The sequence below is a fragment of the Rhodococcus sp. 06-418-5 genome (assembly GCF_002258285.1).
Classification (GTDB): domain Bacteria; phylum Actinomycetota; class Actinomycetes; order Mycobacteriales; family Mycobacteriaceae; genus Rhodococcoides.
Window position 1 is genome coordinate 230386 of sequence record NZ_NOYE01000014.1, and the last position, 24473, is coordinate 254858.

The window sequence follows — 24473 nt, forward strand, 5'->3', positions numbered from 1 at the left end:
AGGTGTATCCGGGATGGGACTACATGCGGAACGACAGCTTGGTGTGGCGACTGCCGATGTACGCGGGGACAATTGGCCCTGAAGGCAATCCAGCGTTCGAGCCACCTGTTGCGTGGACACGCGCGCTCGAGGCCGTGGCACGGGACCTGGAGTGCCTGCGGTTCGGGCGTGAAGTCAACCTGCGCCCACTCATATGGGAGTTCGAGATCACCCCCCAATACTGCGTGATAATCGGGTGGGCCGGAGCCAAGGGCATCGGAGGTTTCGGCCGAGGCGACGGTATGTCGATGGATTCGACCTACCCCGACGCCGCCGTATGGGTGGCCGAGACAGTACAAACGGAGTTGGCCGGATACGAATTCGTGCAGTGGCCGAGCCACGGCAAGCACTTACTGAAGCCGTCCGCCGACTCGAACGGGGCGCGATGGATAGATCCGCACGACAACACCGTGGTGGCCGATATCGGATCCCTCTGCCTTCCCTGAGGAGTTTTCACACAGGGCTGAGTCGCGTTCGCAGCAAACAGAATTCGTTACCTTCGGGATCGGCGAGCACGTGCCACGACTCCTGGCCGGTCTGACCGATGTCCACTCGTCGTGCGCCGAGGGTGAGGAGTCGTTCCAGTTCGGGTTCCTGATCCCGATCGGTTGCGCTGACGTCGATATGCAAGCGAGGCTTCGCCTTTTCGGGATTCTCGTTACGACTGAGGATGATGGTCGGCTGCGACCCTCCGAACCCGTCGCGCGCACCGATCTCCACGGAACCGTCGTCCTCCCTGTCCAATACGACGAAGCCCAACACCTCGCACCAGAACGTGGCCAAGGCCTCGGGATCGCGACAATCGAGTACGAGTTCACTGATTCGACATGCCATGGGCGCGAATCTACACCTGGCACAGGGTCGAAAAGCGCGTTGACGGCGACCTCCTCCGAACGCCTCTGTTCTCATCGGAATTGCCCGGGTATGCGACCTCGATGGCCGAACACGCTACCGATCCCGCGCCAACCGCGGCAGATCCCGACGGTCGGACAAGAACGACGAGAAGGATGCGCAAGCCGTGGAGCAGGGTCGCAAACTGCGGGAGGAACACAACCCGGAACAGTGAGCTCAGCGAAAGAGCTAGACTTCCCGACGCCGTGCCCAACCACCTTTGGAGTCTCCACATGCCCAAGCTGAAGACCGTCAGCGAATTCACCGGCAAGTGGTTCGCCCTGATCGTCGTGGCCGCAGGAGCGCTGGCCCTGATCACTCCCGACACGTTCAGCGGCGGCACACCGGCCGTTCCGTGGCTGCTGTCGATCATCATGCTCGGCATGGGAATGACGTTGCGGCTCTCCGACTTCGCTGTCGTCGCCCGGCGACCGTGGGCACTGTTGCTCGGGGTCGCCGCGCAGTTCATCGCGATGCCGCTCCTCGGGCTCGGTATTGCCAACGCGCTCGGACTGTCGGCGGCACTGACCGCAGGCATGGTGTTGGTCGGCTCCGCACCGGGCGGTACCGCATCCAACGTGATGGTCTATCTGGCCAAAGGCGATACCGCACTGTCGGTGGCGATGACCTCGGTGTCGACCTTGCTCGCACCGATACTCACGCCGCTGCTGGTGCTGTGGCTCGCCGGTGAGTATCTGCCGGTCGACGCCGGTGGACTGTTCGTCTCGATCCTGCAGATCGTGCTGGTACCGGTGGTACTAGGAGTTGTTCTGCGCCTGCTGTTTCCGAAGATTATCGACCGCATGCTCGATGCTCTGCCCTTGATCTCGGTCGCCGGAATCACCGCCGTCGTCGTTCTCGTCGTGGCTGCCAGTGCACCCACACTGCTCTCGATCGGCGCTCTCATCGTCGTGGCCGTGGTTCTGCACAATTCGCTCGGACTCGCGGTGGGGTACGGCATCGGCAAGGCGTGCGGACTCGATGTCGCCAGCCGACGCGCGATCAGCATCGAGGTGGGTATGCAGAACTCCGGCCTGGCCGCAGCACTCGCGTCGGTCCATTTCAGTCCCGCAGCGGCTCTGCCCGCCGCCATCTTCTCCGTGTGGCACAACGTCTCCGGCTCACTTCTGGCCAGCTCCTGGTCCAGGCGATCGATCGAACCGCGGCCGGCCGAGCGCACGCGGGAGTCGACACGTACGACGACCGAGTAGAACCCGCACGCTGGATTTCGACACAGAATCCGGTGCAGCCGACCGCGCTCAGCGCGGTCGGCTGCACCGGATTTTTCAGTTCTGCTCCGCACCGTCCTTGCGTTATCTGCATTCATTATGCAATATATGCATACTGCTCAATGTCCGCCGAGCTCGACGTCGAGGAGGCCCCATGATCACAGTGACCAGCGCCGCGGGTGGTGTCGGCCGCTTGCTCGTTCGACAGCTCGCTGCGCAGAACGTGCCGGTTCGGGCGGTGGTCAAGAACACGACGCAAGCCGAGACCACCCGCGGCGACGGAGCCACCGAGGTCGTCGTGGGTGATCTCCGATCTCAGGACACGCTCCATACCGCCCTGGCAGGGACCGACGTCCTCTACCACGCTGCACCGACGCAGATCATCGACGAGAAGCCGATCATCGATCACCTGATCGCAGTGGGACCGGCAAGCGGATTGCAGCACATAGTTTTTCATTCCGTGATCCATCCGAACCTGCACCAACTGACGCACCATCACCAGAAGGACATCGCCGAAGGGATGCTGCGCGACTGCGGAATTCCCACCACGGTGCTCAGACCGTCGCACTACATGCAGAACTACTTGGAAGTGTGGGAATTTCTGCAGGCCGGAGTGATGCCCTACCCGGTTTCACCGGACAGCGTCATGGGCGTTGTCGACGTAGCCGACGTGGCCGAAGCCGCCGCGAACATCCTGATCGACCCATCGCCGCACAAGGGTCGCGTCTACGACCTGTCCACCGTGGAACTCACGCGTCACGAGATGGCAGAGATCTGGTCCGATGTGCTCGGCCACAAGGTGACTGCCCTTCGAATCCCGCCGTCGTCGCTGACGAACTCACTGACGGTGCTGCCTGCGCTCGCCCCGGTCATCGGACATGCGTTGGTCTCGACCAAACTGAAATCCATCGGCCACCTCGTTCGTGGTGCCAAGGCTGCGTCCAACCCGCGTGACATGAAGAGCTGGCCCGCCGACGCACGCACGGCGTACCGAACGATGATGACCCACTACGACGGCTACGGCCTACCGGCAGGAGACCTGAAGGTTCTTCCGACGCTGCTCGGCCGTGCTCCCACATCGTACGAACAGTTCGCACGGCGTTCGGCCGCTGAGCTCGGGCGGTCGGACCGATGATTCGCCGAGGGCCCCACTACCGTCCCGGCCGGTCGTTGGTCACCGGCGCGAGTTCCGGAATCGGTGCCGAATTCGCCCGAGCGCTGGCGGCACGAGGATCCGATCTCGTACTCGTCGCACGCCGAGAAGAGCGACTGACCGCTCTGGCGGAGGAGCTCGAGCAGAAGCACGGAATCCGTTGCCGCACAGTGGCCTGGGACCTGTCGGAAAAGTCGAGCGGACGCCGACTGCGCGAGCTGGTGCCCGAGCGGATCGATCTCGTCGTCAACAATGCAGGGTTCGCCGTACAGGGACCGTTCGCGGACGGCGATGCCGACGACTTCGAACGCCTCGTCGCCGTCGACATCCGCGCAGTCGTCGACATCTGTTCGGCGTTCCTGCCGGACATGATCGACCGCAGGGACGGGACCATCGTCAACGTGGCCAGCACGACTGCGTTCCAGCCCGTTCCGTCGCTCGCGGTGTATGCGGCCGCCAAAGCATTCGTTCTGAGCTTCAGCCAGTCCCTGTGGTACGAGTCTGCCAAGAACGGAGTCAGGGTGTTCGCACTCAATCCCGGACCGACCCGCACCGAATTCTTCGATGTCATCGGAGACTCCGCCGCAGCGACCGGTACCTACCAAACACCGAACGAAGTCGTGGACACTGCCATGCGCGCACTCGACGCCAGAAGGTCTCGGCCGCAGGTGATCTCGGGCCGACGAAATACTGTTCAGGCCATCGCGGCGGGTCTGGTCCCCGCGCGAATTCTGTTGCCCGCCCTCGCGCGCATGCTTCACTAGTACGGTTCCGAACGCGGCGTTCTCCCGACTCCCCCACCGAAATGTAGTGTCACGAACATGGCCAGGGTCTCCAGATTCACACTCGCCGATCGGCAGGAAGCGGTCGCGCGCGCCTTCGGCGGTGCCGAAAGCCCAGCGAGCGTGGCGACCTCGCTGGGTATCCACACCACCACGCTCTATCGCTGGGCCGGATCGTCGACCACCGACGAGCCCGGGCCCGCAGCGGCCCGACTGATCGAGGCCACCCAGGAGCTGTTGCGTCACGCCGACTACTCGGACATCACGATCGAAAGCGTTGCTGCCCGATGCGGTCTCGCACCGAGAACGGCGTTCCACCACTTCCCCACCAAACGTGAGCTGTTCCAGGCGGCGGTCGACGACGCCGCCACCGTACTGATCGGCCGCATTCACGAGGGCTCGATCGCCGCGACGTGGCCCGACTCGCCACTCGAGCAATTGCAGACGTTTCTTCACATCGCGGCAGCGAGCATCTACGACACCCCGCGTACCCATGTGCTGTTCCGCAATCTCGGAGTACCGAGATCCGAGGGCTCGGCAGAACGCTGGCACGACAGCTTCGTCGATGCGATCGCACAACTACTGAGGGCCGCGGCGGAAGCACGACAGATTCGCAGCGACACGGACATCGTCGCGACCGCACACCTCCTCACCGGCACCATGCGAGGGATTCACACAGCAGTATTCGAGGGCACGGACGCTGCCACCGCATTGAGTCTCGTCGACAGGGTTCACCTGTTGGTCCCACCGCGCTGACATCGGGTACGAGTCGATACCGGTCGACGTGGGAGAATCGCCCGATCCATCAGCTCGCCAGCTCCGCACCCCTCCACGAATGGACCTCCGTGTCGAATCTTCAACATGCACCGCTTGCGGGCGTGGCCCCGAATACCCTCTATCGCATCATGGCGCTTCGGGTCGCGGTGTTCGTCCACGAGCAGAAGATCGTCGAGGAGGCGGAACTCGATGGCGCGGACCTACTTCCGACGACGGAGTTGTTCTGGATCCAGGACGACCACGGCGAGGTGTTGGCCACTCTTCGCGTCCTCGTCGACGACACGGTTCACATCGGACGGGTCGCGACCGCAGCTCATGCGCGCGGTAGCGGCTACGCAGGCGAACTCGTCGATGCCGCACTGACGGCCTACCCCGGGGTAGTCGAAATCTCCGCGCAAGCGCACCTCGAGAAATGGTACGAGCGCTTCGGATTCGTTCGAGTGGGAGAGCAGTACCTGGAAGCGGGAATCCCGCACGTGAAGATGCTCACCCGGGATGCAGACCCCCGATAGATCACGCGGACGACTACGGCTGCGCAGGGCGGCCCAGTCGGTAGCCCTGCAGCAAGTCCGCCCCGATCGACATGGCCGCCGCGAGGTCCTCGTCGGTCTCCACACCCTCGAACACGCATCGGGCGCTGGTCTTGCGCGCGAACTCGAGCACCAGTTCCGCCAAAGCCAGCTTCGCCCGATTCGCCCTCATCTCGTGGACGACGAAGGCATCGAGTTTGACGATCTCGGGTTCGAGCAGGACGAGATGCCGCATTCCCGCGTACCCCGATCCCAGATCGTCGACCGCCACGGCCACCCCGCCGCGTCGAAGCTCGGCCAGGACGGACACCACCGCGTCCTCGTCGACGAGGGCGGCATGCTCGGTGATCTCGACAACCAATGGCCGACGTCGCCCGACATCGAGCAGTACGTCGACCAGAGCCGAGTCGACCAACAGCGTTGCAGCGCTGAGATTCACCGCAACGAAAGGCCCACTCGGCAGACGAACGGATTCCTCCAGTGCTCTGACCGCCGCCGACCTGTCGAGCGCAGGACCCAAGCCACAGTGCGCAGCATCGGCAAACCATGCTTCGGTGTCACCGCCGCCGGCCGGAAAACGAGAAAGAGCCTCGTATCCCTCGATCGCACCGTCATCGGCTCGAACGATCGGCTGAAAGACGATCTGCGGACCACCGCACGCAATCACGGCCTCCACCCGACGCCTCGCACGCAACAGTGTCGAATGCAGCGGCGTCGAGGCACCTCTAGTCGACGACACGGGTCGTCGAATACATCGGAGAAAGCAGTTCGGCCGCGACCTCGATCAGTCGACGCTGCATGCTGCCAGAGGAAGATCGGCGAATCGGTCCATCAGGAACTGGGCAGCCTCGCCGCCGTAGCCGTCGATCAGCTGCGGTCCGAAGTGGTTGGGCAACACCGCACCCTGCAGGATCGGCGGCAACGAATTGGTTCGGAACTCCACCCGGGCACCGAGCGCACACCAGTCGTACGCCAGTTGCCTGGCCTGGCCGTACGGCACCGTGTCGTCATTTATTCCGCTGGTGATCATCACCGGAGCATTCGGCGTACTGCGGCCGATTCGTTGCTCGTCGAAGATCGCCCCGGCCTGCGGGATCCCACGCAGGTTCTCCAACATGGACTTTCCGTCCTTCGTCAGCGTCTCCGTGCGCAGGAACGGGTGCTCGAGAATCGTGTCGCCGATGCATTCCGTCGACAGCTCGTTCAGCACCGCCTTGCCCTGATCGGTGAGTCGCTCGTCGATGAGCGGGCGCAGACTCGGGTCACGTTCGACGAATCCGTTGAGGGCATAACCGATCACACCACCGATAAGTGTTCCGTCGACGGTCTTCAACACCTCGAGCAGATCGGCCGTCGGAGCCCCGGCCCACGTCCCCTTCAGATTCAGCTCCGGCGCGTACTCGCCGGCGAGTTCCGCGGCGGCCGCGGCAGCCCCACCGCCCTGCGAGTAACCCCAGATGCCGATCGGTGCATTCGCGTCGCCGCCCAATTCGACTGCAGCCCGGGCACCGTCGAGAACTGCATGCGCCTCCTCCACCCTGTTCACGTACGTGTGCAGGCCGGGCGTTCCCAATCCGATGTAGTCGGTGACGAACACGTTCGCCCCCATCGACCCCCACAGCGTCGACGACAGCAGTTCCTGATTGAACGAGATCGACAGTGGTTGTGTCACAGCGTTGATGGAGGTGGGAAACGCTCTCGACGGGGCACATTGATCGCCCTGCCCGACGGTTCCCGGGGCGACGACGATGGTCGGTCGCGGGCCTGCTCCACGCCAGGGCACCTCGGTCTCGACGAACGTGCCCGACACGGCCACCGGCGTATCGTCCTGCGTACGCGAGGTGTACAACACCCGCTGCGCCTGGGCCGGATACGAGCCGTCGTTACCCGGCAGTGCAGCGAACAACGACATCGGCTGGGTTCGATCGACGGATCCAGGGCTGTCGGCCGGCTGGGCAGGCGGGACGTAGAAGTCGTCGACGGGATCGGCGTGCGCGGCCGAGGCACCGAGTGCGGTCACCGAGGACGCGAGTACGGCGGTGACGACAACACCGATCATGCTGCGATACAGATGCATTGGGCTCTTTCTGCTGAGGGGTCAGACAATCGTGCCGAGGTCGCGGGCGACGATGTTGTCCAGCGCTCGTTCGGCCAGCGCCGCGATCGTCATGGACGGGTTGCAGGCCGCAGTGTTGCCCGGCATCAACGCACCGTCGAGAACGTACAGTCCGCGTTGACCGTGAACACGGCCGTCGAGGTCGCACACCGGGCCCATGTTCGCCCCGCCCAACGGATGCCAGGTGGAGGGGAACACCGCATTGGTATCGGTGAGGATGCTGCCCGAACCTGCGATGCGACGCACCGTCGGATCGATGGAACCGTCCTGAATGACGGAGTCGCCGTTGACCGGCCAGTACAGCTGGGCTCGATCGCGCGTGGAATCGTAGGCGAAGTGGCCGCGACCGTCACTGACTCCGTAGCCGACGATCATCGTGCTGTGGGCATCCACACCCAACGGCGGAATGGATGCCTGAATGACCGTGTGCGCGGTGCGCGGATCGTCCCAGTTCAAGCTGCCGAACACCACCGGACCGCCCTGCGGCGTACCGAACTGCTGCTCGATACTCGACCACACGTAGATGCGATCGGCATTGGTACCCCAGCCCTGCCCGAGCTGGTCCGGTAGATCCGGGATGGCACCGGTGGCCCCGGCGCGGACCAGCAGCTTGGTGGTGTTCAGACTGCCTGCGGCCATGATCAGCGCACCGGTGGTGAGTATCTTGTTCTCCAACACCGTTCCGTCGGAATCGATTCGGTCGACATGGACGGTCCAGCGACCGTTGGTGGCGCGCTCGACGTGCGTGACGTTGTGCTGCGTTGCCACGGTGGCCAGCCCGGTTGCCTCGGCAGCGGCGATGTAGGTGACGTCGACGGAATGCTTGCCGCCGTTGTTCACTCCGAATGCGCCCGCACCGTTGGTGTACGACGGCTTCATCACCCCGCGGGTTTCGTCGAGGGCGTAGTTCCAGTCGATCGGCATCGGAATCTTCGACACAGGCAGACCCGCCCGCCGCGCACTGTCCGCGAACACCCGTGCCGCTCGATAATTGGGCGTTGCGATCAACTCGTCAGGGGCCTGCGCGAGCTGCAGCATCCGCGCGACGCGGGGGTAGTGAACCGCGTTCAACGTGGCCCAGTCGAGGTCGATCGGAAAGTGAGTCTCGAAGACGGCCGGCGAGGGCTGCAGCGTCATTCCCTGGTAGATCAACGACCCGCCGCCCACTCCGGCTGCACACAGAGCGGTCATGTTGTCGCCTGAGACTGCCTCGAGCAGGCCGACGTACGGATCGAACGGAACCGGTCTCCCGAACAGGTTCGGGCTGGAGCCGTACCACAGCATCCGCTTGTCCGGCGCGGTCGCGTTGGGGAAGATATCAGCATTCGGCCCTGTGGGCCAACGCCTTCCGCGTTCGAGCACCAGAACCGGGATGCCTGCCTCCGCCAAGCGCAGCGCCGCGACACCGCCCCCGAACCCCGATCCGATCACGACGACTCGATGGTCCTCACGGGTGAGCGGGACCTGAACCCTCGAACGCGGGGCGGCCTGCGCGGCACCGGTACCCGACGCCACGGCAGCAATCCCGGCCATCGCGGTCGCGCCCAGAAATGACCGGCGATTCAGTGTCGACACGTTCCCCCCAAGAGATTGCGGCAACGTACATCGAAACCCGAGTTACGTGTACGCGTCGTGCAAAACTAGACAGAAGGGGACTTGGGTGTCAAGTTTTCGACGCTAAGAAAAGGGCAGAACCGGAATCAACCATCGTTCGAGGTAGCGCCGCAACCCATCGTCGTGGTGAATGGTTGGGTCGTCGAACAGAATCACCGACAGCCCCACCCGCACGATGACGCCGTCGATGCCGTGGAACTGCGCGGAATCGAAGCCCGGATTGCGCTCGATGTATCCGTCGAGAAACTGGCGTACCACCGGTTGTGCGCGATCCATCATGTCCGGGTCGAACAGTGGGTTCGCGTTGCCCGAGCGCAACAACGAGTTCAGAACCGGTTCGCGCCGAATGAGATTGCGCGCAGCGACCACGGTCTCGACGATGAACTCCGTCGGAGTTTCCGCCTGATCGGCCTTCTCCGTGATACCGCCCAGCACGTCCACGATCAGTCCCACCATCGCCTCGGAGACCATGTCCTCGCGGGTGGTGAAGATCGAATAGACAGTCTGACGCGTGACGCCCGCAGCGCGCGCCGCCGCAGCGATCGTGACACCCTCGAAGCCGGTCTCGGCGATCAACCCGAGGGTGGCATCGAGAATCTTCTGCTTGGACCGCACCGTCCGAGTATGACGGCAACCCGGCGTTGCGGCCGCATCCGATGACGAGCCGAAGACGATAAGCTCGGTCCTGTTCATCGAATGGGGGGTTCACACGTGAACGACGAGACGACGGCCGGGGCAACACTGCGCACGATCACCGGCACCACCAGCGGAGACCTCGAAGCAGTCGAATTCGACGGGCTGATCCACGCCCGGGGAATTCCCTATGCCACCGCCACGCGATTTCGTCGGCCCGAACCGATCGACACCCCGGATACGACGCGCGATGCCACCCGCCGCGGACCGGTCTGCATTCAACTGCCGTCCCGGATAGACAATGTCACCGGTCCCATGATCGACGGGCTCGAACAGAGCGAGAACTGCCTGGTGTTGTCGGTGACCGCTCCCGCTGCGGCGGAGGGACTTCCGGTCATGGTGTGGCTGCACGGCGGTGGCTACGTCTCCGGCGGCGGGGAGGCCGAGAAGTACGACGCCGACCATCTCGCTCGGGAGGGTGTCGTGGTCGTCAGCGTCACCTTCCGGCTCGGTGGGTTCGGTTATCTGACTCCGAAAGACTCGGGAGAAAGCAACATCGGTGTTCGAGATCAGATCGCAGCACTGCACTGGGTGTCGACCAACATCGCGCGATTCGGCGGTGACCCGCACAACGTGACTCTGTTCGGCCAGTCCGCGGGCGGCGATGCCGTCCTCACGCTCATGGCGTGCGAGTCGGCCGCAGGGCTGTTCTCGAGAGCAATAGTGCAGAGTGCGCCTCTCGGATTGCGGTCGGGACGTTCGGCTCTGTACGACACAGCACGAACGGCGTTCGCACGTCACTTTCGTACCGACCCGGCCACCGCTCCCGCGTCGGATGTGCTCGACGCAGAAAATGCCGTGACGCGAGCGGTGCGCAGGTTCGGTGCCGCAGGCGGAATGCCGTTCGGGCCGGTCGCTCACCTCGAACCACTGTCCGGCGACCCCGACGACGCCCTACGCCGAAGCGCCACCCGAGTCGAACTCCTGATCGGTCACACCAGGGACGACGCCGCCCCGTTCGTGGACATCGTGACGAACATGCTGTGGCTCAACAGGTTCGGTGTCGTGAGCTCGACACTCACCGCGCCGGTGGTCCGTCTCGTCACCAGCATGCTGTTCGGTGTCGACGGAATGGTGAAGATGTGGCACCGCGCGGGCGGCCGGGTTGCCAGCTACCGGGTGGACTGGGCACCGAAAGGTGCGCCACTGGGGGCATGTCACTGCATGGAATTGCCACTGCTGTTCGGCGACGCGTGGTCGGACGCGCCGATGCTGGCCGGCCACACACCGCCGACGGCGTTGGCCGCCAGGGTCCGTCGGACATGGGCAGCGTTCGCCCGAGAGGGAGTTGCCGGGCTGCCCGAGCGCTCGCTGGTGTTCTGACCGGCCACCCCCTCCGGCGTCAGAGCTGCACGTCGGCAAGCACACCGGCAACAACGAAACCTCCAGCGATGGCGCAGCCTGCCACGCGTGTCCTCTGCGGGAGGTACGCGGTCAGCGCGAATGCACCGGTGTCCCAGACATCGACAGCCACACCGGCTCGCAGCAAGGGACGCACCAGTTTCGGGGCGTACTTGGTAGCCGCGTACAGCCCACCGCCGATGTAGATTTCTCGAATCCCGAAGTTGCGGGCGGCCGCTCGCGTGGTCGCCACTGCGGCGTCGGGGCCGGCGAGCAGTTCGTTGGCGCGGGTGGGAGCGATCATGTGGGCGACGCCGATGGCGGCGCGGCCGAGCCCGACGATTTCGGGCAGGCGTCGAACAAGCGTGGAGCCGATGGCCATGAATGCATTCCTCAATTCGTCGAGACAGCGCTGTCGCGTGCCAGCCGCCGGAGCAGACCGACAGGCTTCTTGATACCGAAGGCCACGATGGTGACCCGACCGTCGTCGTGATTCCACTGCAAGAGGGCCGACCCCTCGTCCACGGCCCCCTCGAGTACGGTCGGGTCACCCTGCAGCGGCAGGGGGCCGACAACCTTGATCGGCAGCCCGAGGATCTCGGTCCAGAAGTAGTCGTCGGTGGGGGCGCAGGTCGGTTCCACGCCCAGCGCGGATGCCGCAGCCACTTTGCCCTGCGCAACGGCGTTGGACCAGAACGGAGCTCGGGCCGACGCGTCACGGAAGTAGGTGACGTCCCCGGCGGCGAACACGCCGGGAGCGGTGGTGGCACACTGCTCGTCGATGGCGACGCCCCGAGCATCTGCGATCCCGGTGCCCTCCAACCAGTCCGTCTCGGGAAGATCGCCCGCGCAGGTGACCACGAGATCGGCTGTGCGCGTGCCGTCACCGAGTTCGATGCCGGTCACCGGATCCCCGGTCAGGCCCACCGGCCCGTCGGCCAGGACGAACTCGATCGACCATTCCTTCGCGCGCCGGGCGATCGCCTCGGACAGAAACGGCCCGAGGAGCCGCTGCAGCGGTGGATCGACATCGACGACGGTGACCTCGACACCGCGAGCGGCGCAGGCGGTGGCAACCTCCAGACCGAGGAAGCCCGCGCCGACGACGATTGCGGTTCGAGCCTCGTCCAGCTTCGGACGCAGCGCCCGGACGTCGGCGAACGTCCGTAAGACGTTCTCGCCCATCTGATCCGGGCCGGCGATACGACGGGCCGACGCCCCGGTCGCCACGATGAGCGCGTCGTAGGCGACATCGGTGCCGTCGGCCGTGGTCACGGTGCGTCGATCGGTGTCGACCGATACGGCGCGATCGACGACGGCAGTGATGTCGAGATCGGACAGATCCCACGTTTCCGCCTCGGCCCCATCGCCTTTGAGCACGTGCTTCGACAGCGGCGGCCTGGCGTAGTAGCCGTCGGCGTCGGCACCGATCACGGTGAGTGCGCCGTCATGTCCTCGCGCGCGCACCTCACGGGCTGCGGTGCAGCCCGCGATGGAGTCTCCGACGATGACGATCCGACGTTCTGTGGTGCTCACTTGCTCTCTCGGAGCGCGGCCACCGGACAGACGCCGACGGCCGATCGTGCGGCAGCCTGTTGATCGTCCGGAATGTCCTTGCCGTCGAAGGCATAGTGAAGCTCGCCCTCGTCGTCCAGACCGAACACCTCCGGGGCCTGCTCCGCGCAGATGCCGTGGCCTTCGCACCGATCCCAGTCGACGTCGATTCTCATTGCTGTGTCCCTTCTGTGGCCACCAATGTCAGCGGCAGCTTTTCGTAGCGGTGAATGACGTTGTTGACGGCCCGTTTCGGCGTTCCCGACGGGACGAACCGTTCGACTCTTCGCGCCAGCACTCGGAGCATGGTCTGCGCTTCGAGGCGCGCGAGACCCTGACCCGCACACCCATGCGCTCCTGATCCGAATCCGAGTTGCCTTGCGGCGTCACGGGTGACGTCGAATGCGTCGGGGTTGTCCCACTCGCGTTCGTCCCGGTTCGCCGACGCGTAGACCACCAGCACGCGTGCACCTTGCGGAATTCGCGATCCATCGATCTCGACGTCGCGCACTGCTCGGCGAGAGAAGGCCCTGATGGGTGATTCGTACCGGACGACCTCGTTGACGGCGTTGGGAATCAGATCCGGGTCCTGCCGGACGGCCTGCCACTGCTCGGGGTAGCGAGCGAACAGATCGAGTGCCCCGGAGATCGCTCCGATCGTCGTGTCGAGCGATGGGCCGAGGTAGTCGATCATCAGTGCCGGGCATGCGGACTTGCTGATCTTGTTCTCGTCGGCGGCTTTGAGCACGTCGTCGCCCATGCTCCCGGGGAGCACCGATCGCTGCCGCACCACCTTCCTCGAGAACGCGAGCATCTCGGTGGCCGCCTTCACCGCCGTGACGGAGTGACGATTGACGGGCCCGAGCGAGTCGAATGTTGCTCCAGCCCAACGGAGCAGCTCCTCACGACCGTCCTCGGGCCACCCCACGAGGTCGGGCACGACGGACATCGGCAGCGCGGTGGCGAGGTCGTCGACACCGTCGACGAACTTCTTGCTCAGGGCCGCATCGACGATGCCCTCCGCCTTCTCCTCCACCGCGGCCTTCATCTTTCGCACGGCCTTCGGAGTCAAGCGGTGCGCGAGAACCCCACGCTTGGTCGCGTGCTCGTCACCGTCGCTGTTGAGCGTCGTGCCACGTCCGAGCCTGTTGGCAACCGGATTGAGTCCGACCCCGTGCCCGGAGATGAAGGTCTCGTCGTCGAGCAGGACCTTCTTGCAGTCGGCATAACGCGAGATGGCGAACACCTGCTGATTCGGCAGCCACACCACCGGTCCGAGTGCCCGGAGCCTCGCGTAGTGCGGGTACGGATCGAGGATCGCATCGGTGGAGTAGATGTCGGTGCGGTACTGGGGGATCGTCGCGTTCGTTGTCATGAGGTCCTTCGCCGCCGGAAGAGTAACTTCGCCCTGCCTGCACAGGATATTGACGATATCGTCACCCATGACACAGCTGACCGTCAAGCTTTTTGACGAATTCGTCATGATTCGAACGCGATAGGCTGCCCTCACGCACACCGCAGAGCAGGAGCAGACCGTGACCGAAGGCAACCGCGTCGAGCGCCGCAAGGCACGCACCAGAGCCGCGCTGGTCCGCGCAGCTCAAGGGCTTCTCGCCAGCGGAAACACCAACGCACCGGTCCTCGAGATCACACAGGCAGCCGACGTCAGCAACGGATCGTTCTACAACTACTTCGAGAGCAAGGAAGAGCTGTGGCAAGCGGCCATCGACTCCGCCCTCGAATCGGCAGGTGACTATCTCGACTCGCTCACCGTCGACCTGGACGACCCGGTCGAAAAGTTCACCCAGTCCTTTCGATTGTCCGGACGGCTCTTCCGCCTCGAACCGGAACTGAGCCGTGTCCTGCTCAACTCCGAGGCCGCGGCGTTCGCCGCAGCCGGGGGCCTGGCCCCGCGTTCGCGTCGTGATATCGAATCAGCCGCCGCACAAGGACGATTCGATGTGGACGACGCGGATGTCGCACTTGCCATCGTGGCCGGTTCTCTGCTGTCGATGGGCCGACTGCTGCTCGCCCAACCCGAGCGCGACGAAGCGGCAACCGTGGACGGCACGACACAGCGCGTTCTCCGGGCACTCGGAATCTCTGCAGACGAAGCCGAAATCCTCTGCAGCCGAGAACTTCCGACGTCGTACAGCGGCGGAGTTCACGCAGCGATCGACCCCTCGGGCCAGCCGATCACATAGCCGACCAGAGTCAGTCGTCCACGGCCCTGAGCGCGACGCTCAGCGCCTCTTGCGCCGATATGTCCGCGTCGATCGCACTGCGCAACTCGGCATCGTCGAGGTCGACCGACAACGGGACATCGGTGTCGGACTGTCCACGTAGATCGGCCAGTACGTGCTCCCGATCCTTTGCTCGCCGATAGTCGGCAAGGGCCTCGTCCTGCTTCTCTCGTGCGGTGGCCACGACGTCAGGCCCGGTGGTGTCGCGCGGGGACGTGTGCAGGCATCTCGACAGGCAACGGTGCGGCTCCGCGTTCGACCTTACGATCACTACCTCGCGTGCTCATCTTCATGAAGTTCTGCAGTTCGTCGTGGATAGGTGTGTCGGTCATGAGACTCGACCTTCTCGACCTACGTTGCGCAGGTCGGTTCGGTTTCGCTGAACCATTGTGTGCGCTGAACGAGCGGCGTGACACCGACCCTATGGCCTTTCCTCCCACTCGGTCCACGCTGCGCCGAACATCGTCGACCGGAACCTCGTTGCTATCGACGAGCGAGGGGCTCGGGGTCTACTGTCAGCAACACGTCGACTAAGGCGATCGCGAAGAAGCGGCAGTCGATGGCCGACCCTCCGTACACAGCGGACGGTAGCGGCGACTCGAACCTCGGCAAACCTTCCTACCGAGGACACATGCTGTTGGCCCGGCGCACGTGCGGCAGCGGCATTCGACGTACAGGATCGAGACCAAGTGCTCACCTACAGCTTCAACCTCGATTATCGCGGCATATGCCCGATCTGTGAGCAGATCACGTTGGGAGAGAACGTCATCGATCCGCAGGCGGTCGGACCGACCAACAGCCGCATCTATGCCTTCTGTGAAGCGTGCGGATGGGAAGGACCCGGCTGACGGCTCAGCCGATCACCGGCTTGCGGTCCTTCGTCAATTCGCCGAGTTCTGCCTGCATCGCCGAGTGCACGCGGTGCGCGAAATCCTCTGCGGACTCGTCGGGCTCGGGACGCATCGGCGCCAGAACCGACGTCTGAAGCTTCGTCGGTAGAGGTAGATACGGAAGCAACCCGACCACCCCCACATTCACGCCCCAGGGAACGGATACTGACAGCGGCAGCGTCTTGACCCGAAATGCCGTCTTGTCCAATCGGAGCGCCTTGGCGATACGACGTCCACTGCTGAGGACGAGGAGTGACTCACCCGCGCCCGCGGTCACGACCGGAACTATCGGCACCCCGGCTTCCATTGCGAGACGCGCGTAACCACTGCGTCCGGCGAAGACGATTTCGTTTCGGTGCCGCCACGACTTCAGCGCATCGAGGTCACCGCCCGGAAAGACCAGGACATTGTGCCCCTCTTCGAATGCGTCGAGAGCATTCTCTCGAGCGGCCGGCCGCGCGCCGAAGGGCTCGAGCAACTTTCCTGCACGCAGTGTCCACGCGATCTGGTGCGTCAACGCGATCACTTCCCTGGACAGGCCCAGATCGTCGTACGCTGCCGCGAACGCGAACACGTTCAGATCGATCACGCCGCCGAACCCGTGATTACACACGAACAACACCGGCTCATCGGGAACCGGTTGAGCGACGGACACTTCGAGGCGGTTGTAGAGACGAACCGCATTGATCCCCATGGCCCGGATCGCGCGAGGTACTTTGTGCATGCGCGCACTCTAGCGGGCGCCCACGCATTTCCGGGTTGGATCCATCGGAGTTCGGACCAGCCGGCGGCGACGAAGTGGCCCGCGAGCTCACGACGCGAGGCACCGGAGCCTGGATCGAGTACTGCATCCGACGACACCCTCGACGAGAAAGTAGGGAAGTGACCGATTCCGAGATCCAACGATGGCAAGACATGAAGTGGGACAAACACACTCGTGACATAGATGTGGACGGATCGCGTATCCACCTCGTCGACCTCAATCCGACCCAGGACGACGTCGTGATCTTCCTGCACGGAATTTCGGCCAGTTGGCGCTGGTTCGTCGAGATCCTTCCCGAGGTCGCGCGGTCGCATCGAGCCATCGGCATCGACCTCCCCGGCTTCGGTGGCTCGCAGTACTCACGGGGGCACAGCAGCTTCGCCGCACTCGCTGATTCCGTCGCCGCCACGTGCTCGACCCTCGGTATCACACGCGCTACTTTCGTCGGACACTCGATGGGTTCGATCGTGGCGACGCGCCTGGCCGCGGAGCACCCGGAACTGGTCGAGCGCCTCGTCGTCACCGGTGGACCGATCCTCACGCTCACCGGCCTCACCCGACGTCCGATCAGCACCATCCGTGACCAACCACGCGCGGTCGCAACCCTGTTGGCCGAATTGATCACCATCAGCCTGCCCATGCCGAATTGGTTGGCGCACAAGGCCGCACGATCGCCCAAGATCCTCAAAGCCACACTCGGGCCGTTCGTGAACCGGACCGACCGACTCGATCCCGAGCTCATGGACCAGGTGATGTCCGCATTGGGCGCACCGGGATCCTTCCCGGCGCTGCTGTCCACCGCATCCGCGGACCCGAGTGCAGGGCTGGACCGCATCACCTGCCCGACGCGGATCATCCGCGGACCGGGCGATCCCCTGTCACCGCCCGCCGACGTCCAGCGGTTCCTCGACGCCGTTCCGACCGCCACCGCAGTCGAGATCGAGGGCACCGGACATTGGCCGCACATCGAGAAACCGACCGAGTTCCTGGCCGAACTGACTGCCTTCCTCGACATTCCGGCACAGCAGCGCTGACCGCTTCGTCGAGCACGACCGATGGTGCCCTGCCGAATGCAGGGCACCATCGGTTCGTGTCGCGCGAGGGCTACACGCCGGCGGACACCGCGAAGTAGTGCCCCCATTGCCGGCTCACGAACTCGCTCAGCTCCCGCCTTGCGTCCTCACCCGATGCCGAGGAGCGCCAGGCACTGTGGCCGTCGGGCCGCACGAGCACCGCTCCGGTCTCACCCACCTCGTACAGTCCGATCAGCTCGTCCCGAGCGGCACCTGCCGGTAGTTCCGCAGAGATCAAGGTGACGCCGGGTCCGACCTTCTCGAGCTCGGACACCACGCCTGCCCACCTGTCGCCATCGAAAGTGAACAGCGACAGTGTGTTCGGGTCGAGTGTCTCGTGCACCGCCACCTGCGCACCACCCACCGAGACCATCGCGTGGGGGAATCTTGCTCCCGGGTAGGTCGTGGGCAGGTAATCCACCACGTCTTCGGCGGGCTTTGCCGACGGGTCCCGTGCGATCAACGGACTGGCGTAGAGGTAACCGAATTGCAAGCCGATCGACACGAAATGCTCGACCTGAAGCGGGATGGCGTCGGCGATCTCGCGACGAAGCTGGGCGGACCCGGGTGCGTCGGGATCGACTTTGTGCGATCGCGCCATCTGCTTCCGGGTGGCAGCGGCAGCCAGTGGCGCGATCAACTTTCCCGGAACCTTGTTCAGCGGCGGCCGACCCACCACCTGAGTCGCTTTCGCCAACATCTTGTTGGTGATGCCCACCCTCTTTCCGATGTCGTCCATCCGGAAGTGGTTCGCCACACTCTGCTCGGCGAATTTCTCCACCACCGGACGACGCTCGGTCTCGTAGGTGTCCAACAGAGACGGGGACGCGGTGCCGGACAGAACGGCGTCGAGCTTCCAGGCCAGATTGTGGGCATCCTGAACACCCGAGTTCAGCCCGAAACCACCGGTGTGCGGAAACCGGTGCGCCGCATCGCCGAGCAGGAGCAGACGGCCACGACGGAACGCATCGGCGGTCTGCGATGTCATCACCCAGGTCCCGGTCGACTCCAGATCGAAGTCGTGTTCTCCCAACACCTTCGGCAGCGTGCGTGACCAGTAGGCTCGACTGTCCTTGGCGATCTCCTGGTCGGGGTGCAGGTACGCCGTCATCAGAATGTATCGATGGTCGGCATGCGCGATCATCACTCCGCACAGGTCCGGCGTGTAGATCCAACTGAGCAGCGGCCGAGCATCATCGGGGAAGAGTGTCTTCGAGGTGAAGAAGGCACTGCCCATGTTCGCCAGGACAGGTCCGGTCAGTCCGACCCCGGTACCGTCTCGTGTCGCGCTGTTCGCACCATCGCATGCCAGCACGTACTCGGCCTCGATCTCGGCCACTCCGCTTGCGCAACGCCCACGCACACGTGCACCGGACGAGTCGGTGTCGACGGACTCGACAGCGCATCCGCGGCGAAACTCGATCAGCGGTTCGGCGTCGAGCGCATCCCACAGTGCCGGCATCAACAGATGCTGACCGATGTGCGAGACCAGGAACGGACTCTGACTCTCGACGATTGCCTTGCGCTCGGGGTCCGAGAGCAGGTCGATCGAACCGATGGCCTCGTCCGCGAGATTCCCGAACCAGCTGATGAGATTGACGGTCTCGTGCGGCGGCGACATCGCAGCGATCGAGCGCGCCAACTCGGAGCTGTATTCGTTCCAGATCTCGAGAGTGCGGGCGTTGATCACGTGCGCGGCGGGGTGAAACAGCGGCGCGTTGCGGCGCTCGAGCACGACACTGCGAATCCCTCTGCGTGCCAACAGCAACGCGGCGGTACAACCGGCCGGTCCGGCTCCGACCACGGCGATCGGCACGGTCATCGGACCACCGTCTCCTGCATCCCCAGATCGATGGCTCCGTCGGCGGTCCTGATACCGGCAGTGATCACATCGTCGACCGAGAGGTAATCGGGATTCTTCGCCTGCCGGGCGAAGAAGAACTTCCACTTCAGCGCCGGCGGAATCAACTCACCGATCTTCTGCACGATCTTGGGCGGCGCGGAAATGGCGGTGCCGATCGGTGTTCCGGTGAGGAGTACGTCGCCGGCAGTCATGTTCTGGAAGCGGGCCAGCCTGGTGAGCGCCTCGGCCGGCGGAGTGATCAGGTCGTTGCCGATCGTCTGGTCCTGGCGCGTCTCGCCGTTGACCGCCAGCGTCATGTGCAGCTCGGGGATGCGGCGGAGCTCGTCGTTGTCCAACAGCACCAACCGAGGCCCCAACGGGGTGAACGTGGGATACGACTTGCTCTCGTACACCTGAACTTTCGTCAACTGGATCTCCCGCGCGGACACATCGTTCGCTACGATCACCCCGGCTACGTAATCCGAGAGGTTCTCGTCGGTGACCGTCGTACCGATGGGAATCTCGGCACCGACGACGATCCCCAGTTCGATCTCGTAGTCCAACAGCGCCACCTCGGGTGGCTGTCGGATGGGATCGAACGGACCACTGACCGACGCCGAGGACTTACGAAAGAACGTCGGCTGCAACGTGTTCGGATCGGAACCCGCATCGATCGCGTGCGACCGATAGTTGAGCAGCTGCGCCACCACCCGGCACGGTGTGGTGACCGGAGATACGAGCTCCAGCTCGTCGACACTCGCCCCTGCGCCCGACGCACCGGTGATGGCGTCGCGGTCGGCAAGAAGTTCGCGGGTGGTCTCGGCCGTCGTCTCGATACGGATTGCACGGTCGCCGTCGAGGCGCCACCAACCGTCGATGGTCCGGACTACGTTGACTGACATGTGAGTCTCTATCCCCCTGGTTCGATCGAAATCGGCGCGTTCACAATGTTTTCGGCGTGATGGTCTTCTTGTTCGCGACCACCGGATGGCCCGGCCGAGTTCCGGCCTCGCGTCGGCGAAGCTCCTCGTGCGGCACTCCGTTGCGCAGCTGGCTGAGCAGGTAATCGGGGTCGATGTTGACGCCGATCGGGTTCTGGGCGAACTCCTCGGTGAAGAAGAACGCCGCGGTGTTCTCGGCGTCGAAGTTCTCGACCTGAAACTCGAGGCGCACCCCGTCGGGATCCTCGTAGTAGAGCGAGATCGTCGGTCCGTGATTGATCGACCAGACGGGGAGGATGCCCAACCGCTTGAGCCGCACGTAGTTCTCCAACAACCGCTCGAGCGAAACGAACGTCAACGCGATGTGATCGATCCCGTATGCCTTGCGCTTGAACTTGGAGAACGGGAAAAGGAACCTGACCGGCTTCGGAACAGCGATGATCGCCAGTCGATGCGACTCGTCGTCCCAGGTCAAGAACGTGATTCCCTCGTCCTGGTAGACGATCTCGGCACCGAACACCGCTCCGTACCAGCGCACCATCTCCTCGGTGCGAGCCGACTTGACCACCCAGTGGGCGATGAGATCGGGCGCAACCCTCGGCGCTTTCCGACTCCCTGCATCCTGCGTCGCACTCATCGAACGAGCCTTTCCTCGGGTCACCTGTGTGACTTACGCTACGACCACTTTGACTGACAGTCAAGAAATTGATCAGGCGTCAGGAGAGATCGCGCCGGGTGGGCTAATGTCGGATCGGTGTCGAACAACTCGCCCACCGGTGCCGAGCGGTCTCGCCGTGCCCGCCCCCGACTGGACCGTCGGCAGGCCTTGATCGACGCCGCCATCGAGCTGCTGGCCGAGGGCAACAGCGCCGACATCAGCGCGGCCGCGATCTCCCGTCGAGCGGGCGTCGCACACGGACTGCTGTTCTACTACTTCACCGACAAACAAGGCCTGGTCGCGGCCGCCCTCGCCGACGTGCTGTCGAAGCTGGCCGAATTTCAGGAGCCCGCCGCCGACGAGACATCCGTGCGTGCACGCATGGAAGGTTTCGTGCGACGCCACATCGAATTTCTCGAGCGCCACCGAGCCCTCTACGTCCGAGTGGTCCGGGAAGGTGAATTGGGCGATTCCGTCGTCGAACATGCCGTCCGAGAGGCACGGGCCGAAGGCGCACGTCAGGTCGCAGCCCTGGCCGAGCTGCCCGATCCACTGTCCCCACTCCAGGCGGCCGCGATCTCCGGATGGACCGGCTTTCTCGACCGCACAGCAGACGCCTACTTCGACACTCCAGGGCTCGAACTCGATGCGATCGTGGCGCTGGTGGTCGACGCCTTCGAAGCGGTCGTCGACGCATCGAAGTAGACCCACCGGCGTCTCGGAAGAGGTCAGAACGACCATATTTGCCCACGCTCCTGCACCTGATATTGAGCAATATGCACCCTGCAGGGCTCAGCACTTGCGCAACAACGCAGGCTGCTGGTGCACTGTCTCCCATCGCAGCTCAGTTGCATCCTCTCGGCGATTCGAAACCCGAACGCCCGCCCGGACTGCAGAACCGCACTCGGTTCTCCCTCGTCCGCTCTACTTTCTTCGTGCCCCCCGGCACATTCGACGTCGATTCAGGAGCACCTGTCATGACCAGCATCAGTCCCGCCGATCACCGCTCACCCACCGGTGATCACCACGATCTGCACGAGCTCGCCCAGCGGGTGCTGTGGCTGTCGACGTCGATGATTCACCATGCCAATCGAATTCGGCCCAACCCGACCGGACTCAAGGTCGGCGGCCACCAAGCCTCCTGCGCGTCGATGGTCTCGATCATGACCTCGCTGTGGTTCGAGCAGCTGCAGCCAGGCGACCGCGTGTCGGTCAAGCCTCATGCCTCGCCGGTGCTGCACGCGATCAACTACCTGCTGGGTGAGCTGGACCAGAAGTACCTGACGACACTGCGCGCATACGGCGGTCTGCAGTCCTACCCTTCGCGGGCCAAGGACCCGGACACCGTCGACTACTCCACCGGATCGGTCGGCATCGGTGCCACGGCACCGATCTGGGGAGCGATGTCCCGACGCTTCGTCGAGGACCGGTTCGGCCCGGAGGAATCCACACCGAAGACGCCCGGATTCAGCGGACGGCAGTTCTCGTTGGTCGGCGATGCGGAACTCGACGAAGGCGCGGTCTGGGAGGCGATCATCGACCCGGGCATAGCCGAACTCGGCGAGATCGTCTGGATCGTCGACCTCAATCGTCAGTCGCTGGACCGAGTGGTCCCCAACATCGCCGCCCGTCGCCTCGAGAAGATGTTCGACGCCGCCGGCTGGCAGGTCATCACCGTCAAGTTCGGCCGGTTGCTCGAAGACCTGTTCGCCAAGCCGGGCGGCGACGCATTGCGCACGCGCATTCTGGACATGCCGAACCCGGAATACCAACGTCTGCTGCGCTGCACCGCCGAGGAGGTGCGCACCAGACTTCCGGGATCGGGTCCCGACGCCACCGCCATTGCCGACCTGATCGCCGATCTCGACGACACACTACTGACCGAGTCCATTCGCAACCTGGGTGGACACGATCTGGATGCGTTGCGCGAGGCCTACTCTCGCATCGACGACACCCGACCCACCGTGATCGTCGCGTACACGGTCAAGGGATTCGGCCTGCCGACCCAGGGGCATCCGCAGAACCACTCCTCGCTGTTGACCGTCGAGGAATACGCAGAACTCGCACGTACCCTCGGCACCGATCCCGAACAGCCCTGGGGACGCTTCGATTCCGACAGCGGACCCGGCCGGCTGTGCACTGCCACCGCCGAACGGCTACGCCGCGAACCGATTCCGGCGTCGACGCCACCTGCCGTCCCCACCGACATCGGACGCACCCCCAAGGGCACGGCCACCACGCAGGCCGCGCTGGGACGCACCCTGATCGACCTCACCCGAGAAGCCCCCGACGCGGCTCGTCGTGTCGTCACGGTCAGTCCCGACGTCAGTTCGACCACCAACCTCGGTGGGTGGGTCAACAAGGTCGGCGTCTGGTCGTCGTCGGATCGACACGACTGGTTCGGCGACGACGCCGAGACGATCATGCACTGGCGCGAAGGGCCGTCCGGTCAGCACATGGAACTCGGTATCGCAGAGACCAACCTGGTCGGCCTGATGGGCGAGCTCGGTGCCACGTGGAGCCGGTGGGGAGAGCCGCTGTTCCCGATCGGTGTCATGTACGACCCCTTCGTCGAGCGCGCACTCGAGCCGTGGTCGTACGGCATCTACGCGGGTGGTCAGTCGATTCTGGTCGGCACGCCGTCGGGAGTCACCCTGGCCGCGGAAGGTGGTGCGCACCAGTCGATCAAGACCCCGTCCATCGGACTGGAGCAGCCCGGCTGCATCACCTACGAGCCCGCATTCGCCATCGACGTCGAATGGACACTGCTCGCCAGCATCGGTCGACTCGGACGCCCCGACGGCTCCTCGGCATACCTGCGTCTGTCGACGCGTCCCGTCGATCAGTCGAAGGCGGACGTCCCCAGCGATCCGGCTGCCCGGGAACGCAGGCGTCGGCAGGTCGTCGCGGGCGGCTATCCGCTGGTGCGTCGAGACGGAGCAACGGTGACCATCGCAGCCATGGGCGCGTTGATGACCGAAGCCCTGGACGCCGCAGAGCGTTTGGAGCGGATCGGCGTCATCGCCGACGTTCTGTGCATCACCAGCCCGGGCGAGCTCTACCGCGCGCTGCAGGCGCGGCAAGGACACCACGTCGGCGAATCCTGGATTCTCGATCAGCTGCTGCCCGCCGACCGAGCGACCCCGATGGTGACGGTGCTCGACGGGCATCCACACACCCTCGCGTTCCTCGCCACCGTCAACAGGGTTGCGTCGACATCGTTGGGCGTGAGCAACTTCGGACAGGTGGGCTCACTCGACGAGGTGTACAAGCACCACCGAATCGACACCGATTCCATCGTGGGCGCAGCTCTCGATGTGACCGGTCGGTGACAGGGCTCCTT

The 24473-nt window shown here is 64.4% G+C and carries 27 protein-coding genes; 12 read left to right on the top strand and 15 right to left on the bottom strand.

Features of this window, described 5'->3' with window-relative positions:
* The first annotated feature begins 23 nt into the window (after positions 1-23).
* Positions 24-485 carry a hypothetical protein gene (locus CH274_RS11020; RefSeq protein ID WP_256993552.1) on the top strand — a complete coding sequence of 154 codons (462 nt, stop codon included), beginning with the start codon at positions 24-26 and terminating at the stop codon, positions 483-485.
* Positions 486-492: 7 nt separating this feature from the next.
* Here CH274_RS11020 and CH274_RS11025 read toward each other — a convergent pair whose 3' ends face one another.
* The gene (locus tag CH274_RS11025; RefSeq protein WP_094657450.1) at positions 493-873 is read right to left on the bottom strand and encodes a VOC family protein; all 381 of its coding nucleotides are present in this window, start codon (positions 871-873) and stop codon (positions 493-495) included.
* Between the two features lie 290 nt (positions 874-1163).
* Here CH274_RS11025 and CH274_RS11030 point away from each other — a divergent pair, with 290 nt between their 5' ends.
* The 5 genes from CH274_RS11030 (at position 1164) to CH274_RS11050 (ending at position 5383) form a co-directional block, all read left to right on the top strand.
* Positions 1164-2141 carry a bile acid:sodium symporter family protein gene (locus CH274_RS11030; protein ID WP_094657451.1) on the top strand — a complete coding sequence of 326 codons (978 nt, stop codon included), beginning with the start codon at positions 1164-1166 and terminating at the stop codon, positions 2139-2141.
* 172 nt (positions 2142-2313) lie between these two features.
* Entirely contained in the window at positions 2314-3294 is a 981-nt protein-coding gene (locus CH274_RS11035; RefSeq protein ID WP_094657452.1) for an SDR family oxidoreductase, read from the top strand.
* Positions 3291-4076: an SDR family NAD(P)-dependent oxidoreductase gene (locus tag CH274_RS11040; RefSeq protein WP_094657453.1), complete on the top strand. Its 786-nt coding sequence runs from the start codon at positions 3291-3293 to the stop codon at positions 4074-4076. The genes CH274_RS11035 and CH274_RS11040 overlap by 4 nt, the downstream gene beginning before the upstream one ends.
* 57 nt (positions 4077-4133) lie before the next feature.
* Positions 4134-4850, top strand: a complete 717-nt coding sequence (locus tag CH274_RS11045) for a TetR family transcriptional regulator (RefSeq protein WP_094630484.1) — start codon at positions 4134-4136, stop codon at positions 4848-4850.
* 89 nt (positions 4851-4939) lie between these two features.
* The gene (locus tag CH274_RS11050; protein WP_094657454.1) at positions 4940-5383 is read left to right on the top strand and encodes a GNAT family N-acetyltransferase; all 444 of its coding nucleotides are present in this window, start codon (positions 4940-4942) and stop codon (positions 5381-5383) included.
* 13 nt (positions 5384-5396) lie between these two features.
* On the opposite strand, the gene CH274_RS11055 is transcribed toward CH274_RS11050, so the two are convergent.
* The 4 genes from CH274_RS11055 to CH274_RS11070 all read right to left on the bottom strand — a co-directional run bounded on the left by CH274_RS11055 (position 5397) and on the right by CH274_RS11070 (position 9746).
* Positions 5397-6140, bottom strand: coding sequence for an EAL domain-containing protein (locus CH274_RS11055; RefSeq protein WP_176459100.1), 744 nt, complete (start codon positions 6138-6140; stop codon positions 5397-5399).
* Positions 6141-6185: 45 nt separating this feature from the next.
* Positions 6186-7478, bottom strand: coding sequence for a lipase family protein (locus CH274_RS11060; RefSeq protein ID WP_256993553.1), 1293 nt, complete (start codon positions 7476-7478; stop codon positions 6186-6188).
* Between the two features lie 21 nt (positions 7479-7499).
* A complete protein-coding gene (locus CH274_RS11065; protein WP_094657455.1) occupies positions 7500-9092 on the bottom strand; it encodes a GMC oxidoreductase in 1593 nt (530 codons plus the stop codon).
* Positions 9093-9194: 102 nt separating this feature from the next.
* Positions 9195-9746, bottom strand: coding sequence for a TetR/AcrR family transcriptional regulator (locus CH274_RS11070; protein WP_256993554.1), 552 nt, complete (start codon positions 9744-9746; stop codon positions 9195-9197).
* Between the two features lie 96 nt (positions 9747-9842).
* On the opposite strand from CH274_RS11070, the gene CH274_RS11075 reads away from it, so the two are divergent.
* Entirely contained in the window at positions 9843-11147 is a 1305-nt protein-coding gene (locus tag CH274_RS11075) for a carboxylesterase family protein (protein ID WP_256993555.1), read from the top strand.
* 19 nt (positions 11148-11166) lie between these two features.
* On the opposite strand, the gene CH274_RS11080 is transcribed toward CH274_RS11075, so the two are convergent.
* The 4 genes from CH274_RS11080 to CH274_RS11095 are packed head-to-tail and all read right to left on the bottom strand — an operon-like array spanning position 11167 to position 14094.
* Positions 11167-11547, bottom strand: coding sequence for a hypothetical protein (locus CH274_RS11080; RefSeq protein ID WP_094657458.1), 381 nt, complete (start codon positions 11545-11547; stop codon positions 11167-11169).
* Positions 11548-11558: 11 nt separating this feature from the next.
* Positions 11559-12701, bottom strand: coding sequence for an NAD(P)/FAD-dependent oxidoreductase (locus CH274_RS11085; protein WP_094657459.1), 1143 nt, complete (start codon positions 12699-12701; stop codon positions 11559-11561).
* On the bottom strand, positions 12698-12895 hold the full coding sequence (locus CH274_RS11090; RefSeq protein WP_032396590.1) for a ferredoxin: 198 nt from the start codon (positions 12893-12895) through the stop codon (positions 12698-12700). Before CH274_RS11090 ends, CH274_RS11085 begins: the two co-directional genes overlap by 4 nt.
* The gene (locus CH274_RS11095) at positions 12892-14094 is read right to left on the bottom strand and encodes a cytochrome P450 (RefSeq protein ID WP_094657575.1); all 1203 of its coding nucleotides are present in this window, start codon (positions 14092-14094) and stop codon (positions 12892-12894) included. Before CH274_RS11095 ends, CH274_RS11090 begins: the two co-directional genes overlap by 4 nt.
* A gap of 160 nt (positions 14095-14254) precedes the next feature.
* Here CH274_RS11095 and CH274_RS11100 point away from each other — a divergent pair, with 160 nt between their 5' ends.
* Positions 14255-14923 carry a TetR/AcrR family transcriptional regulator gene (locus CH274_RS11100; protein WP_094630495.1) on the top strand — a complete coding sequence of 223 codons (669 nt, stop codon included), beginning with the start codon at positions 14255-14257 and terminating at the stop codon, positions 14921-14923.
* Between the two features lie 10 nt (positions 14924-14933).
* Here CH274_RS11100 and CH274_RS11105 read toward each other — a convergent pair whose 3' ends face one another.
* Together CH274_RS11105 and CH274_RS29155 are read right to left on the bottom strand one after the other, a co-directional pair.
* Entirely contained in the window at positions 14934-15146 is a 213-nt protein-coding gene (locus tag CH274_RS11105; RefSeq protein WP_032405338.1) for a hypothetical protein, read from the bottom strand.
* Positions 15147-15150: 4 nt separating this feature from the next.
* Entirely contained in the window at positions 15151-15294 is a 144-nt protein-coding gene (locus CH274_RS29155) for a hypothetical protein (RefSeq protein WP_179275705.1), read from the bottom strand.
* 357 nt (positions 15295-15651) lie between these two features.
* Between CH274_RS29155 and CH274_RS29160 the strand changes: the two genes are divergently transcribed.
* Positions 15652-15810 carry a hypothetical protein gene (locus CH274_RS29160; protein ID WP_179275706.1) on the top strand — a complete coding sequence of 53 codons (159 nt, stop codon included), beginning with the start codon at positions 15652-15654 and terminating at the stop codon, positions 15808-15810.
* 4 nt (positions 15811-15814) lie between these two features.
* On the opposite strand, the gene CH274_RS11115 is transcribed toward CH274_RS29160, so the two are convergent.
* On the bottom strand, positions 15815-16576 hold the full coding sequence (locus CH274_RS11115; protein ID WP_094657461.1) for a lysophospholipid acyltransferase family protein: 762 nt from the start codon (positions 16574-16576) through the stop codon (positions 15815-15817).
* 158 nt (positions 16577-16734) lie between these two features.
* On the opposite strand from CH274_RS11115, the gene CH274_RS11120 reads away from it, so the two are divergent.
* Complete coding sequence (locus CH274_RS11120; protein WP_094657462.1) at positions 16735-17649, top strand: alpha/beta fold hydrolase; 915 nt, start codon at positions 16735-16737, stop codon at positions 17647-17649.
* A 70-nt stretch (positions 17650-17719) separates the two neighbouring features.
* On the opposite strand, the gene CH274_RS11125 is transcribed toward CH274_RS11120, so the two are convergent.
* From CH274_RS11125 to CH274_RS11135, 3 genes are read right to left on the bottom strand one after another with little or no spacing between them, the layout of a single operon-like run.
* Positions 17720-19510: an FAD-dependent monooxygenase gene (locus CH274_RS11125; protein WP_094657463.1), complete on the bottom strand. Its 1791-nt coding sequence runs from the start codon at positions 19508-19510 to the stop codon at positions 17720-17722.
* Positions 19507-20433 (bottom strand): fumarylacetoacetate hydrolase family protein, encoded by a 927-nt coding sequence (locus CH274_RS11130; RefSeq protein ID WP_094657464.1) that lies wholly within the window; start codon positions 20431-20433, stop codon positions 19507-19509. Before CH274_RS11130 ends, CH274_RS11125 begins: the two co-directional genes overlap by 4 nt.
* A gap of 40 nt (positions 20434-20473) precedes the next feature.
* On the bottom strand, positions 20474-21109 hold the full coding sequence (locus tag CH274_RS11135; RefSeq protein WP_032397229.1) for a VOC family protein: 636 nt from the start codon (positions 21107-21109) through the stop codon (positions 20474-20476).
* Between the two features lie 117 nt (positions 21110-21226).
* Between CH274_RS11135 and CH274_RS11140 the strand changes: the two genes are divergently transcribed.
* Together CH274_RS11140 and CH274_RS11145 are read left to right on the top strand one after the other, a co-directional pair.
* The gene (locus CH274_RS11140) at positions 21227-21835 is read left to right on the top strand and encodes a TetR/AcrR family transcriptional regulator (RefSeq protein ID WP_032396596.1); all 609 of its coding nucleotides are present in this window, start codon (positions 21227-21229) and stop codon (positions 21833-21835) included.
* A gap of 272 nt (positions 21836-22107) precedes the next feature.
* The gene (locus CH274_RS11145; protein WP_094657465.1) at positions 22108-24462 is read left to right on the top strand and encodes a transketolase-like TK C-terminal-containing protein; all 2355 of its coding nucleotides are present in this window, start codon (positions 22108-22110) and stop codon (positions 24460-24462) included.
* The last annotated feature ends 11 nt before the right edge of the window (positions 24463-24473 follow it).